Origin of the sequence: Mucilaginibacter ginkgonis (assembly GCF_009754905.2) — a bacterium.
In the GTDB taxonomy this organism is placed as follows: Bacteria; Bacteroidota; Bacteroidia; order Sphingobacteriales; family Sphingobacteriaceae; genus Mucilaginibacter; species Mucilaginibacter ginkgonis.
In genome coordinates, this window is record NZ_CP066775.1 from 2,216,771 (window position 1) to 2,230,828 (window position 14,058).

General features: G+C 45.4%; 11 protein-coding genes. 1 reads left to right on the forward strand and 10 read right to left on the reverse strand.

All coding sequences use genetic code 11. The features are described 5' to 3' along the window. Complete coding sequence (locus tag GO620_RS10435) at positions 1-426, reverse strand: hypothetical protein (protein WP_157525245.1); 426 nt, start codon at positions 424-426, stop codon at positions 1-3. A 189-nt stretch (positions 427-615) separates the two neighbouring features. Here GO620_RS10435 and GO620_RS10440 point away from each other — a divergent pair, with 189 nt between their 5' ends. Then, positions 616-1,842: an NADP-dependent isocitrate dehydrogenase gene (locus GO620_RS10440; protein ID WP_157525247.1), complete on the forward strand. Its 1,227-nt coding sequence runs from the start codon at positions 616-618 to the stop codon at positions 1,840-1,842. Between the two features lie 323 nt (positions 1,843-2,165). Here GO620_RS10440 and GO620_RS10445 read toward each other — a convergent pair whose 3' ends face one another. The 9 genes from GO620_RS10445 to mraY all read right to left on the reverse strand — a co-directional run bounded on the left by GO620_RS10445 (position 2,166) and on the right by mraY (position 14,047). Next, the gene (locus GO620_RS10445; protein WP_157525249.1) at positions 2,166-3,407 is read right to left on the reverse strand and encodes an aminotransferase class I/II-fold pyridoxal phosphate-dependent enzyme; all 1,242 of its coding nucleotides are present in this window, start codon (positions 3,405-3,407) and stop codon (positions 2,166-2,168) included. Between the two features lie 142 nt (positions 3,408-3,549). Further along, complete coding sequence (gene ftsZ, locus GO620_RS10450; RefSeq protein ID WP_157525251.1) at positions 3,550-5,157, reverse strand: cell division protein FtsZ; 1,608 nt, start codon at positions 5,155-5,157, stop codon at positions 3,550-3,552. A gap of 187 nt (positions 5,158-5,344) precedes the next feature. Beyond that, a complete protein-coding gene (gene ftsA, locus GO620_RS10455; RefSeq protein WP_198173563.1) occupies positions 5,345-6,691 on the reverse strand; it encodes a cell division protein FtsA in 1,347 nt (448 codons plus the stop codon). A gap of 2 nt (positions 6,692-6,693) precedes the next feature. Next, positions 6,694-7,563, reverse strand: a complete 870-nt coding sequence (locus GO620_RS10460; RefSeq protein ID WP_157525255.1) for a cell division protein FtsQ/DivIB — start codon at positions 7,561-7,563, stop codon at positions 6,694-6,696. Further along, positions 7,556-8,908: a UDP-N-acetylmuramate--L-alanine ligase gene (murC, locus tag GO620_RS10465; protein ID WP_157525257.1), complete on the reverse strand. Its 1,353-nt coding sequence runs from the start codon at positions 8,906-8,908 to the stop codon at positions 7,556-7,558. The genes GO620_RS10460 and murC overlap by 8 nt, the downstream gene beginning before the upstream one ends. Before the next feature lies 1 nt (position 8,909). Then, positions 8,910-10,013, reverse strand: a complete 1,104-nt coding sequence (gene murG, locus GO620_RS10470; protein ID WP_200229845.1) for an undecaprenyldiphospho-muramoylpentapeptide beta-N-acetylglucosaminyltransferase — start codon at positions 10,011-10,013, stop codon at positions 8,910-8,912. Positions 10,014-10,069: 56 nt separating this feature from the next. Next, on the reverse strand, positions 10,070-11,251 hold the full coding sequence (locus GO620_RS10475) for an FtsW/RodA/SpoVE family cell cycle protein (protein WP_157525259.1): 1,182 nt from the start codon (positions 11,249-11,251) through the stop codon (positions 10,070-10,072). Positions 11,252-11,373: 122 nt separating this feature from the next. Next, entirely contained in the window at positions 11,374-12,765 is a 1,392-nt protein-coding gene (murD, locus tag GO620_RS10480; protein WP_200229859.1) for a UDP-N-acetylmuramoyl-L-alanine--D-glutamate ligase, read from the reverse strand. Positions 12,766-12,805: 40 nt separating this feature from the next. Continuing rightward, positions 12,806-14,047, reverse strand: coding sequence for a phospho-N-acetylmuramoyl-pentapeptide-transferase (gene mraY, locus GO620_RS10485; protein ID WP_157525261.1), 1,242 nt, complete (start codon positions 14,045-14,047; stop codon positions 12,806-12,808). Positions 14,048-14,058 lie beyond the last annotated feature (11 nt).

Genomic DNA, 14,058 nt, shown 5'->3' on the forward strand with positions numbered 1-14,058 from the left:
TTACTTAGCCGGTGCGTCGTTAATAGGATAACCCTCTTCGTCCAGGTCGTCGCGATCATCTTCTGGCGTATGGGCTAAAGCTTTGTCTATTGCACTTACCTCTTCGGCACTGGCGTCTTCCACGTGCATGCCCAACGAGTCGGCATCTGTTTCTATCGAACGGTTTCGGTCATACTCACCCTGGATATCGTAAGGGTTCGCCTCGTCATAATCAGAATTCATATCGCTGCCATTTTTAGCCGCGGTTTCAAACAATGCAGGCGGATCGTAGTCAGGGTCGTCGCTTGGCACCTCTAACTCGTAGCTATCCTCATCGGCATCATATCTTAAATCTGTGCCGGTTGGTTCACCGTTTTCATCGCCTTGTATTTGGTTGTCTACATCCGGGTTCTCGTCATCAAGCGGATCTATTTGCTCGTTGTTCATGGTTGTTGTAATTATGGTTAACTCTTGTGGCTATTAAACATGCAATAGCTCAATTTTGTGTTGCAACTTGTTTTAATATTCGGGGTTAACCGTCCCAACTGTCACATCATCATAGCATTTGAGTTTAAATTAATATTGCTTCACTCAATTTTATATATTTGGCACCACAACAGAAAACTTGAATAAGAGATGGCAAAAATTAAAGTAGAAAACCCCGTAGTAGAACTTGACGGGGACGAAATGACCCGTATTATCTGGAAATTTATAAAGGATAAACTGATACTGCCGTATCTGGACCTCGACATAAAATATTACGACCTGGGTATCGAATACCGCGACCAAACGGACGACCAGGTTACCGTTGACGCTGCTAATGCCATCCTTAAATATGGTGTTGGTATTAAATGCGCCACCATTACCCCCGATGAAGCACGCGTTGAAGAATTTGGCTTAAAACAAATGTGGAAATCGCCGAATGGCACTATCCGTAACATATTGGATGGTACCGTTTTCCGCGAGCCTATTGTTATGAGCAATGTACCGCGTTTGGTGCCAAACTGGACCGCCCCAATTTGTATAGGCCGTCATGCTTTTGGCGATCAGTACCGCGCTACAGATTTTGTGACTAAGGGCAAAGGTAAGCTGACCATCACTTTCACTCCGGAAGATGGCGGCGAAGAAAAGTCATTCGAGGTTTACAAATTTAAAGGCGATGGCGTTGCTTTAGCAATGTACAACACCGACGAGTCTATCCGTGGTTTTGCGCACGCTTGTTTTAACCAGGCGCTGATGAAAGGCTGGCCTTTATACCTGTCTACCAAAAACACCATCCTTAAAAAATACGACGGCCGCTTCAAAGATATTTTTGAAGAGATCTATCAAAGCGATTACAAACGAAAGTTTACTGAAGCCGGCATTACTTATGAGCACCGTTTAATTGACGATATGGTTGCTTCTGCATTAAAATGGAATGGCAACTTTGTTTGGGCTTGTAAAAACTATGATGGCGACGTACAGTCTGACACCGTTGCACAAGGCTTTGGTTCATTAGGTTTAATGACCTCTACGCTGGTTACCCCTGATGGTACTGTTATGGAGGCCGAGGCTGCACACGGTACGGTTACCCGCCACTACCGCGAGTATCAAGCCGGTCGCCAGACTTCTACCAACCCTATCGCGTCTATTTTCGCGTGGACACGTGGTTTGGAGTTTCGTGGTAAGTTGGATGGCAACCAGGAATTGGTTGACTTCTGCCACACTTTGGAACAAGTTTGTATAGAAACTGTTGAAAGCGGAAAAATGACAAAAGACTTAGCGATAACCGTTAAAGCTAAAGTTGAGCATGGTACAGATTACCTGTACACCGAAGAGTTTTTGGAAGCTATAAACGAAAACCTGAAAGCTAAATTAGCTTAAGAATTTTCTTAATATTAAGAAGCCCGTTCTGCGATGCAGTGCGGGCTTTTTTATGTTGTTTTCTCATATCATTCCGAGTAAAACGATGAATCTTATGCGTAAATGCAAGGCTGAAAAATATCCTTCGCTGCGCTTTGGATGACACGACTGATTTATAAAAAAATGTTCTTTGAGACGCCGAAACAATCCCGATAGCTATCAGGAAGGCATGACGTTTGAGATTAGGCCCCTCTCCTTCGGAGAGGGGTTGGGGTGAGGCGATAACGCAGAAGATTCCTCTCTACGCTCGGAATGACAATGTTGGCTAAGTAGGGTGGGGTAACCTACACCTCCACAGCGTCTTTCCTGTAATAGCCCGCTTTCAATTTCTCTGCTACTTTGCCAAATGCGTCCAATGTAAACTGTACGTCGTCCAGGGTATGGACCGCGGTTGGGATCAGGCGCAGTTCGATAAGGCCTTTAGGAATTACAGGGTAAACCACTATCGAGCAAAACAAGCCGTAGTTTTCGCGCAGGTCGCGGGTTAGGCTGGTAGCCTCACTCAGGTCGCCCTTCAGGAATACCGGAGTAACCATGCTATTAGTAATACCAATATCAAAACCTTCTTGCTTTAGACCGTTCTGCAGCGCTTTAGCTATCTTCCAAAGACTTTCGCGCAATTCGGGTTTCGCTTTTAGCAGTTCGAAACGCTTTTGCAGGCCGATCACCATTGGCATAGGCAATGCCTTGGCAAATGTTTGCGAGCGCATATTATAACGCAGGTAATTGATGATCTCATTATCAGCAGCCACAAAAGCGCCTATACCGGCCATAGATTTAGCAAACGTGCCAAAGTAAACGTCAATATCTTTAACACAATCCTGTGCTTCATGTGTGCCTGCACCGGTTTCACCCATAGTGCCAAAGCCATGCGCATCGTCTATCAGTATGCGGAAGTTGTATTTCCTTTTAAGCGCGATGATCTCTTTCAGCTTGCCTTGCGCACCTGACATGCCGAAAACGCCCTCGGTGATCAGCAAAATGCCGCCGCCTGTGCGTTCAACTATTTTGGTAGCATGCTCCAATTGCTTTTCGCAACTGGCTACATCGTTATGCTGGTAAACAAAGCGCTTGCCCATGTGCAAACGCACACCATCAATGATACAAGCATGCGATTCGGCATCATAAACGATCACATCATTCCGGTCGACCAGCGCGTCAATGATAGACACCATGCCTTGATAGCCGTAGTTCAATAAGAAAGCACTCTCCATGCCCACAAACTCGGCAAGGTCGCTTTCCAGCTTTTCGTGAAGGCGCGTATTGCCAGACATCATGCGCGCGCCCATAGGGTAAGCCATGCCATAATCTGCCGCTGCCTGCGCGTCGGCATCACGCACTTCAGGATGGTTAGCCAGGCCCAGATAATTATTTAAACTCCACACTAAAAGCTCTTTCCCGTTGAAAGACATGTGCGGGGCAATTTCGCCTTCCAAACGCGGAAAAGAGAAATAACCGTGCGACCATTTCTGGTGCTGCCCTATAGGGCCACCCATGTTCTTTGCTATCTTATCAAATAAATCCAAAACCTGTAAAGTCTAATTTGTCAATAATATACAAATATAAAGTAAACCCGCCACAGTCAAAGGTTATTACTTTTTATAATGGCTTATAACGAAAAAGCCTTTGTAAAGTTATACAAAGGCTTATCATTATAGGTTCAATCAATTAGTCGACATTATCATGTAAGAACGAATTGTTTCTGCGTATCTCTATCTGACCGTCGTTCTCTGTAAGTGAGAAGCGCGACACCTGGCTTTCATCTGATGATGGCGGTTGCTGCAGCGCTATCTCTTTACGCTTATAAGCCGGTACGCTTTCCAGTTCCTGCAAGTTGCCATTACGCAGCTTCATGCTCAGGTCTTTCAAACGCATAATACGCTCGCGCGATTTCCGCAACTGCTCTTCAATACTTTCGTCTGTCTTGTTATCGTCGGCACCAACAATTGGTTCCGGCTCAGGTTCCGGTTCGGGCTCTGGCTGTGCAACTACTTCAGCAGCAGGCTCAAAATTCAACACCGGTTCGCTAAGTTTAAAAGTAAACTCGCTGGTTTGCTCTGTTTCTGCAGGCTGTGCAGGTTCTTCGGGCATCAGGTCGAAACGGATGATATCATTCGAATTATCAGCAGGTGTTTCATTTGATGCGAAGAAATCAAACAAACCTGTTTGTTGTGGCTGAGATTCTTTTTTAGCAAAGATCTCGGTGCTTTCTTCCTGCTTAGGCAGCACAAACTCGTTAACCGGCTTGATTAACGGTGCATCCTCAGGTATCAGCATGGAAACTATCTTTTTGCTGGTAACCTCTTTTTCGCGTTCGTCTTTAGTTTGGAAACCGGTTGCGATGATGGTTACAGAAATCTTATCACCTAAAGCTTCATCTTTACAGTTACCCCAGATCAGGTCGGCCGCAAGGCCGGCTTCTTCCTGTATGTAATCTGTGATGATGCTCACCTCGTCCATGGTTACTTCTTTTTCACCCGAACTGATGTTCAACAAAATATAACGTGCACCTTCAATTTCGTTATCTTTCAATAATGGAGATGACAAGGCACCTTCTACAGCACGTAGCGCACGATTATCGCCCTCGGCTGCGTAGCTGCCCATTATGGCAACACCGCTGCTGGCCATAACGGTCCGCACATCTTTAAAATCTACGTTTATATAGCCCGGCAGTGTGATGATCTCTGCAATGCCTTTAGCAGCTGTGGTTAAAATGTCGTCTGCTTGCGCAAAAGCAGAGCCTAAGGTAAGATTGCCGAATATCTGGCGTAAACGGTCGTTAGAAATTACCAAGAAAGAATCGACGTTGGCCTGTAATTCTGCTAAACCATCTTCGGCCTGCATTTTACGGCGCTTGCCTTCAAATGAGAACGGCATAGTTACGATACCCACGGTAAGGATATCCATTTCGCGGGCTGCCTTAGCGATGATTGGGCTGGCGCCTGTACCGGTACCACCACCCATACCTGCTGTAATGAACAGCATTTTGGTGTTGGCGCCCAGCATTTGTTTAATATCGTCGATATTCTCGATAGCCGAGTTTTTACCAACTTCGGGAATAGAGCCGGCACCCATACCTTCTGTAAGGCTGGCACCCAATTGCACTTTATTTGGGATAGGGCTTAGCTCCAAAGCTTGTGCATCGGTATTACAGATAATGAAATCTACACCCGTAATGCCTTGCTTATACATGTGGTTTACCGCATTGCCACCACCACCGCCAACACCAATTACTTTGATGATAGACGATTTTTCTTTTAACATTTCAAACTGCATGTTCTTGTTTTTCAGCTAAATGATTACCTGTCTTTTTCTTCTATTCCCTATTGTAAGTATAAGCGTTTTTCCACAAGCTTTATTAACAATTGTGAATAATGTGGAAAACTTGCTTTTTGTGGATAAACCTATCCTGTATTATGTTTTAAAGCCCCTCTCCGCCTGGAGAGGGGTTGGGGTGAGGCCTTTATTTCAAAAAGTCCTCGTCGTTGATGTCGTCTTTTATAAAACGTTTACCGGTCTCTAAGATTTTTCCGAAAAGGCCAAATTTCCGGTCGTCGGCGTATTTAACTTTTTCTTCTTTTACGTGTTGCGGCGCCGCCTGAGGCATGTTGTCATACTCGGTTTTTTGGATGCCTTTGATCAGCAGCCCGATACCGGTTGCGAACGTTGGGCTCTGTAATTCTTCATACACATTTTTAGGCAGCACCTCGTTTTTAGCCAGGTGTTCATTTGGATAGCCCACGCGGCAGTCCAGGCCGGTAACATACTCAACCAACTGCGGCAGGTGTTTCAATTGTGCCCCACCACCGGTGATCACGATGCCACCTATCAGCTTTTTCTCATAACCAGACGATTTGATCTCATAGTAGATATGCTCTATGATCTCTTCCATACGGGCCTGTATTACATAAGCCAGGTTTTTAACTGATATTTCTTTGGCATCGCGGCCGCGCAGGCCCGGTACACAAACGATCTCGTTTTCTTTGTTTTCTTCGGCCAGTGCAGAACCAAACCTCACCTTCAATTGCTCTGCAATGTTGCGCATTACCGAACACCCTTCGCGGATATCTTCAGTTACGCTGTTACCGCCGAAAGGTATTACCGCCGTGTGACGGATGATGCCCTCGTGGAAAATGGCCACATCAGTTGTACCACCACCAATATCTATCAGCACAACACCGGCTTCTTTTTCTTCGTCGCTCAAAACAGATTCTGAAGAAGCCAATGGTTCAAGTATCAGCTCCTGGCTTTCCAGGCTGGCCTTGTTTACACATTTTACAATGTTTTTGATCGCGGTAACCTGGCCCGAAATGATATGGAAGTTAGCCTCGAGGCGCACACCGGCCATGCCGATAGGGTCTTTAATACCCGGCTCGTTGTCTACGGTAAACTCTTGCGGCAACACATGGATGATCTCTTCGCCCGGAGGCATCACCAAGTTGTACATATCTTCAACCAGTTTCTCGATATCCTTGCGGCTGATCTCTGAATTTAAGTCACGGCGGGTAATTAAACCGCGGTGCTGCAGGCTTTTAATATGCTGGCCTGCGATACCCACATTTACCACGCGTATCTCTACGTTTGATTGCGAGCCCGCGATCTCTACCGCTTGCGTAATTCCTTGTACGGTTTTATCTATGTTAGATACCATACCGCGGGTTACACCGGCAGATTCTGCCTTACCAATACCCAATATTTCTATCTTGCCGTTTTTACTGCGGCGTCCAACAATAGCACATATCTTGGTTGTACCAATGTCTAGGCCTACAATAATTGGCGATGTTTTGTCTTGAGTTGAGCTTTTGTCCATAATCAGTTTTTTATGTGAGATGTGTCTTGAGTCGTTTTTATTAAGCTATCTGCTTTGATAGAGTTGTTTGCTGTTTTGGTCGAGTCGATCTTAACCATACTGCCCTTCTTTACCCCTATCACCTGGTTAGCGTATTTTAAGTTGATTACCTGGTAAGTATTCCAGCCTACACGCGGCATTGCTTGCTTGTAAAAAGCCAGCAGGTTATCCATTTTATTTTTCAGGGAATCGGCACTCCCAATTAATATATGCTGGTTACCTACCCGCGGAATCAGTTCCATTTCATGTTCCTGGTTTACATAGATCTGCGCTATCTGCGCGTTCCATAAAGTGTCTTTTGTGATAAAGTCCGCCGCTTTGTAGATGTCCTTTGCTAACGGCGTGTGTAGTGTGTCTACTTTACCAAATGGCTCTTCAATGTATCCGTTAGCTGCCAATACCCTTGCGGTAAAATTATTTGATAACGGCAGTTTCAGCCCGTTTCGGTCAACGTAAAAATCCTGGTCAAACTGGTTCATGATATGCAGGATAGGCTGGCGCTGGCTGATCTCTACATTGATGATACCGTCCATATCGGCGTAGATCTTTGCATGGTCTATAAACGGGTTGGCCTTTAACTTTTGCTCCAGGTCATGGAGGTTGATGTTCTCCAATTTGCGCCCGATAAGCGCGTGGTTGCTCACGCCCAGTATATCATCCACTGATTGTTTATCTATGAAGTATTGGCTTCCCGGAATATATACTTTAACGTCTTTACAAACTACGCCTGCCTTTTTAAAGTTGATGAAACTCATAAGCACAACAGTGCCGCTGATGGTTATCAACCATGCAAGGGTAATTAGTATCGGCCGCCAGATATGCTTCTTAAACATGCAGCAGATCTTTTAAAGGTGAAACCAATGTGTCTATATCGCCTGCACCGACAGTTAGTAACAATTCCGGTTGTTCTTCCTTTATCGCGGCAAGCGTTTCAGCTTTGCTTAAAATTCTTTTGTTCGATATCGTAACCTTATCCAGCAGCATTTGCGAGGTTACGCCTTCAATTGGCAACTCGCGCGCAGGATAAATTTCAAGCAGGATCAGTTCGTCTACCATGCTTAGCACCTCTGCAAATCCATTTGCGAAGTCGCGGGTGCGAGTAAAAAGGTGTGGCTGAAAAATAGCGGTCAGTTTTTTATCCGGGTATATTTTTTTGACCGATAAGATGGCGGCCCTCAACTCTTCCGGGTGGTGCGCATAATCATCGATGTAAATATGCTCAGGCGATTTTACAATATATTCGAAACGGCGCTTAACCCCTCGGAATGCCGTAAGCGCATACTTTATTTTTTCCGGCGATACGTCAACCAACAGGCAAGCTTGTATGGCTGCTACCGCGTTCTCTACATTGTGAATTCCGGAGATACCCAGGTGAATATTATCGATGTTTAGCTTTTCGCTTTTAAAATCAAAGTAAAACTCACCGCCTTCTACCCGCATATTTTCGGCGTAGGCACCAGCCTTTTCTTTAATGCTATAGTCGATTGTATGGTCGATATCCAGGCCTCCTTTTGCGATTACATTGCCGCCCTTTTTCAATTGGCCTACAAACAGTTTGAATGATTCGGTTAGGTGGCTATGGTCACCATAAATATCCAGGTGGTCGGCATCCATCGAAGTTACAATGGCAATGTCAGGGTGAAGTGTGAGGAAAGAACGGTCATACTCATCAGCCTCAACCACCATAATGTCGTTATTGCCGTAAAGTACGTTGGTGTTATAGTTAGACGCGATGCCACCCAAAAACGCCGAACAATCTTTGCCCGAGTGTTTTAAAATATGCGCAACCATGCATGACGTTGTGGTTTTGCCGTGCGTACCCGCGACGGCAATGGTGTACATGCCTTCGCTTATGATACCCAATACCTGCGAGCGTTTGAACAGCTTGAAACCCTTATTGATAAAGAAATTCAATACCTGTGCATCTTTCGGGATGGCTGGTGTGTAGATAATTAATGTATGCTCGTCAGGCTCGTTGAAGGCAGCAGGGATCAGCGCGGAATTGTCTTCATAAATAACGCCGATGCCTTCGCTCTCTAAAGCGGTTGTGAGCGGAGTGGAAGTCTTATCGTACCCCGAAACAGAAAGCCCCAAATGTGCAAAGTAGCGGGCAAGGCCACTCATGCCAATACCGCCAATGCCAACCAGGTAAACTTGCTTTATATTTTCGAGTTTCATGTTACTTCCTTATCAGTTTAAATACTTCATTCGCTATGTCAATATCCGCGTGAGGCAGAGCCAGTTTGCCAATATTTTCTGCAATTGTTTTTTGCTTGCGATCATCTGCCAGCAGTTCAAGCGCACGGTCGACAAGTTTAATTTCCGCGTCGCGATCAGGGACCATTATCGCAGCGTTAGCTTCTATTAGCGCCAAAGCGTTTTTTGTTTGATGATCCTCTGCTACGTTTGGCGATGGCACCAATATCACCGGCTTTTTGATCATACACAGTTCGGCAATGGTACCGGCACCCGCGCGCGAGATGATGATATCCGCGGCAGCATAAGCCAGATCCATCCTCGACAAAAATTCTGTGATGATGATATTATTGTGGTATTCGGTTCCTAATTCTTCTGTTACTGCCTTATAGTAGCTTTTGCCCGTTTGCCATATCAATTGTACATCTGCATCGATCAACTTTTGCAAGCCGGCTCGGATGCTGTTATTTAACGTTCTGGCACCGAGGCTGCCGCCGGTCACCAGAATGGTTTTCTTCTCGGCAGACAGCTTGTAGAGTTCTAAGGCGGGCAAATGCCTGCCAGTAATCTCCACCGATTCGCGCCTTACAGGGTTACCCGTTTTGATGATCTTATTAGCCGGGAAGAACTTTTGCATGCCATCAAATGCCACACATATTTTTTTGGCCTTGTTACCCAGCCATTTATTGGTGATGCCCGCATAAGAGTTTTGCTCCTGAATTAAGCACGGAATGCCGCGCAGCCATGCTGCATACAACAGCGGACCTGATGCATAGCCACCCACACCGACAGCGGCATCGGGTTTAAAGTCTTTAATGATGCGGATAGCCGCCTTTACACTTTGAAACAGTTTAACCGGGAACATTAGGTTCTTCACCACCGAACCACGCTGGATTCCCTGGATGTTCAACCCTATAATTTTATACCCAGCCGCCGGAACCTTTTCCATTTCCATACGGCCTTGTGCGCCAACAAATAATATCTCAGTACCGGGATGCAGCTGCATAATAGCATTAGCAATAGCAACCGCAGGGAAGATATGCCCCCCTGTCCCACCACCGCTTATGATTATCTTTCTAGATTCCACTGATTTATTATTTGATTGCACCGATTACCTTAATTCCCTGTTTCTTGTCTCTTTTATCAAGCGGCTACTTCCATTATCTCGCCTACTACTACTTTTTTGCCCGCAGCTTCGGTATTTTCATCTATGTGCCTGCTTACAGACAGGATTATACCAAATGCCACGCTGGTAAATAATATAGATGTACCACCCATACTAACTAAAGGCAAAGGCACACCTGTTACCGGGCCTAAACCAACGGCTACCGCCATATTAGCAAATGCCTGGATGGTTAAGCTAAAGCTTAGCCCCGCCGCCAGTAACGCCCCAAATGCTTTTGGCGCCTTTGTAACTATCCGTATACATCTGTATAACAAAAATATATAGATACCCATCACAAATAATCCACCGAACACCCCATATTCTTCAACAATTATGGCGAAGATCTCATCAGAGAATGCCTCGGGCAAATAGTTACGTTCTGTGCTGCGGCCGGGACCTTTACCAAACAGCCCGCCACTGGCTATGGCTATTTTAGCGTGGTTGCTTTGGAATACCTTATCCGGATCGGCACGCTCCGGGTGCAGGAAGGTTTCCATACGCGAGCTGTGCGTGCCTTTACGTCCGCCGAAAGTTAGCATACCTGCCAGCAATACCGCTCCTGCGGCGCAAACCACCGCTATCTGTTTTACACTGATGCGGCCCATGATCAACAGCAAAATGCTTACGCCAAAAAGCATTAGCCCGGTTGATAAATTCGCCGGCCCGATTAGGGCGAACACCAAACACACTGAGCCCATAATGGGCACAAATGATTGCTTAACGTCTTTTATATTTTCCTGCTTGCGCGACAGCAAACGTGCCAGGTAAGTAATAAGCGCCAGTTTAGCCAAATCTGAAGTTTGAAAACTTAACCCGGTACCCGGGATTGCAACCCAGCGGCTTGCACCGTTGATGTGCGAACCAAAAAATAAAGTGTAAACCAAAAGCGGAATGGTGATAACCATCAACAGCTTTGAGATACCCGCGTAATAGCGATAATCCAGCTTGTGCGAGATGTACATCAAAGCTATGCCACCAACTATCATGAACATGTGCTTAACCAAAATCGATTCGGCACCTACACCACGTGTATAAGCCAGCGTACCGATGGAACTGTAAACCGCCATCATAGAAATAACCGACAGCATGATCACAATGATCCATATCCAACGGTCGCCCCTGGTTTTGCTAAGTATATGGTCTATTCTAAGTGAAGTCATTTCGTTTATGGATTACTCTGATTGTCTTTTAATTGCACTGATTCTATTATATGATTACACTGATTACATTCTTGTGATTGCACTGGTTTCTCACATTCAATCATTCATTCATTAATTCATTGTTACAGTTCCATTACCGCTTTTTTGAACTGGTCGCCGCGGTCTTCATAGTTTTTAAACAAGTCGAAACTTGCACAGGCAGGTGACAGCAATACAGTGTCGCCTTTTTTGGCTAACTGATACGATACGTACACCGCTTCCTGCGCCGAGGTGGTATCAACTATTTCGGTCAGGATATCTTTAAAAGCCTCATGGATGCGTGCATTATCCCGGCCAAGGCACACAATGGCTTTTACCTTTTGCTTCACCAGATCGGCAAGCATGCTATAGTCGTTGCCTTTGTCAACACCACCTAAGATGAGCACAACACCTTTAGGCATACTTTCTAAAGCATACCAGGTTGAGTTTACATTGGTAGCTTTAGAATCGTTGATAAAATTTATCCCCGAAATTTTTGCCACATGCTCTAAGCGGTGCTCAATGTTGCGGAAATTGCTCATACTCTCGCGTATGGTGTCATTCCTAAGTTCAAGCACTTTTGCCACAATACCGGAGGCCATTGAATTGTAGATGTTGTGCTTTCCTTGCAGGGCCAGGTCGTTAATTGACATAGTAAGTGGTTCTTGTTGTTTGTTAGTTTGTATAATTAGGGTTTCGCGGTCCAACCAGGCACCGCTTTCAAGTTCATTAGTAATGGAAAATGGATGCAGCCGGGCATTACTGCCGTGCATTTTCATACCCTCGGCGGTAGCCTGGTCATCTATACAGTAAATGAAGTGATCTGCCGGTGTTTGATTTTGTGTAATGCGGAATTTAGACGCCGCGTAATTCTCAAATTTGTAGTCGTACCGGTCAAGGTGATCCGGGGTGATATTTAACAGCACGGCAATGTCAGCCTTAAACTGATACATATCGTCAAGCATAAAGCTGCTGATCTCCAGTACGTAAGTGTCAAAGTTTTCTGTGGCCACCTGGTAGGCAAAGCTTTTACCGATATTTCCCGCCAAGCCAACATTTAAACCGGCATCTTTCAGAATGTGATACGTTAGGCTGGTAGTAGTAGTTTTGCCATTTGAGCCGGTAATGCAGATCATCTTTGCATTGGTATATCTACCTGCAAACTCTATTTCCGAAATAACCGGGATACCTTTCTCACGAAGTTTCTTTATTAGCGGTGCTTTCTCGGGTATACCCGGACTTTTTACTACTTGAGTTGCATTTAATATTAAGTCTTCGGTATGCTGCTTTTCCTCAAAGGGTATTTGCCATTCCTGTAACTGTTGTTTGTACTTGTTAGCTATAGCACCAAAATCAGACACGAACACATCAAAGCCTTTCTGCTTAGCCAGGAAAGCCGCACCAGCGCCGCTTTCGCCCGCGCCGAGGATGACCAATAACCCCCTACCCCCCTGAAGGGGGAAGTTTGTTGCAGGTATGCTTTTGTTCTCTTTCACTCTATATTTTCTAATGCCCCCTTCAGGGGGTTGGGGGTTCTTATCTCGTTTTCAGCGTTATAAATGTTACTATAGCCAGCATGATGCAAATGATCCAGAAACGTGTCACAATCTTTGCTTCATGAAATCCTTTCTTTTGATAGTGGTGGTGTAAAGGCGCCATCAGAAAAACCCTGCGGCCTTCACCGTATTTGCGTTTAGTATATTTAAACCAGGCAACCTGTATAATCACCGAGCAATTCTCTACCACGAACACGCCGCATAAAATTGGCAGCAGTAACTCTTTACGGATCATGATAGCAAATACTGCTATTATACCACCAATGGCTAAACTGCCTGTATCACCCATAAAAACCTGCGCCGGGTATGAATTGTACCACAGAAAACCTACACAAGCACCCACAAACGCGCCGGCAAAAATTACCAGCTCGCCCGAGTTAGGGATGTACATAATATTCAGGTAGTCGGCTATAACCGTATTGCCGGACACGTAGGCGAAAACCGCCAGCGTTATACCGATGATTGCCGATGTACCCGTCGCCAGTCCGTCTATCCCATCCGTGATGTTCGCCCCGTTTGAAATAAAAGTAATGATGAAGATCACAAAGGCCAAGAACACGATCAACGCATAACGCTCATATCCTTTCCCTAAAAACTTAAGCACTTTGCCATAATCAAACTCGTTGTTCTTATAAAAAGGCACTGTGGTTTTGGTCGACTTAATATCCTGTGTGTAAACGGGTGTATTGCCTTTCATGTGAAAGCCAACCGGAACATCATATTTAACGGGCAATTTTACTTCCTGGCGGATGATGATATTGCTGTTGAAGTACATGGTGTAGCCAACAATTAACGCCAAACCTACCTGACCGATGATCTTAAACCTGCCTGCTAAACCTTCTTTGTTTTTCTTAAATACCTTGATGTAATCGTCCAGGAAACCAATAGCCCCCAGCCAAACTGTCGTAACCAGCATCAGTATCACGTACACATTATCCAGCTTTGCAAAAAGCAACGTTGGGATAAGGATGCCCAACAAGATGATGATACCACCCATGGTAGGCGTACCCTGCTTTTGCATCTGCCCTTCAAGGCCCAGATTACGCACTGTTTCGCCAACTTGTTTAAAGCGAATGTAATCGATCAACCGGCGACCATACACCGTAGTGACGATCAAAGACGTAATAACGGCAAGCCCCATCCTGAACGTGATGTACTGAAACACACCCGCGCCGGGGATATTGAAGTTTCTGTCTAAGTAGCTGAACAGGTAATAAAGCATGCCTTTAGGTT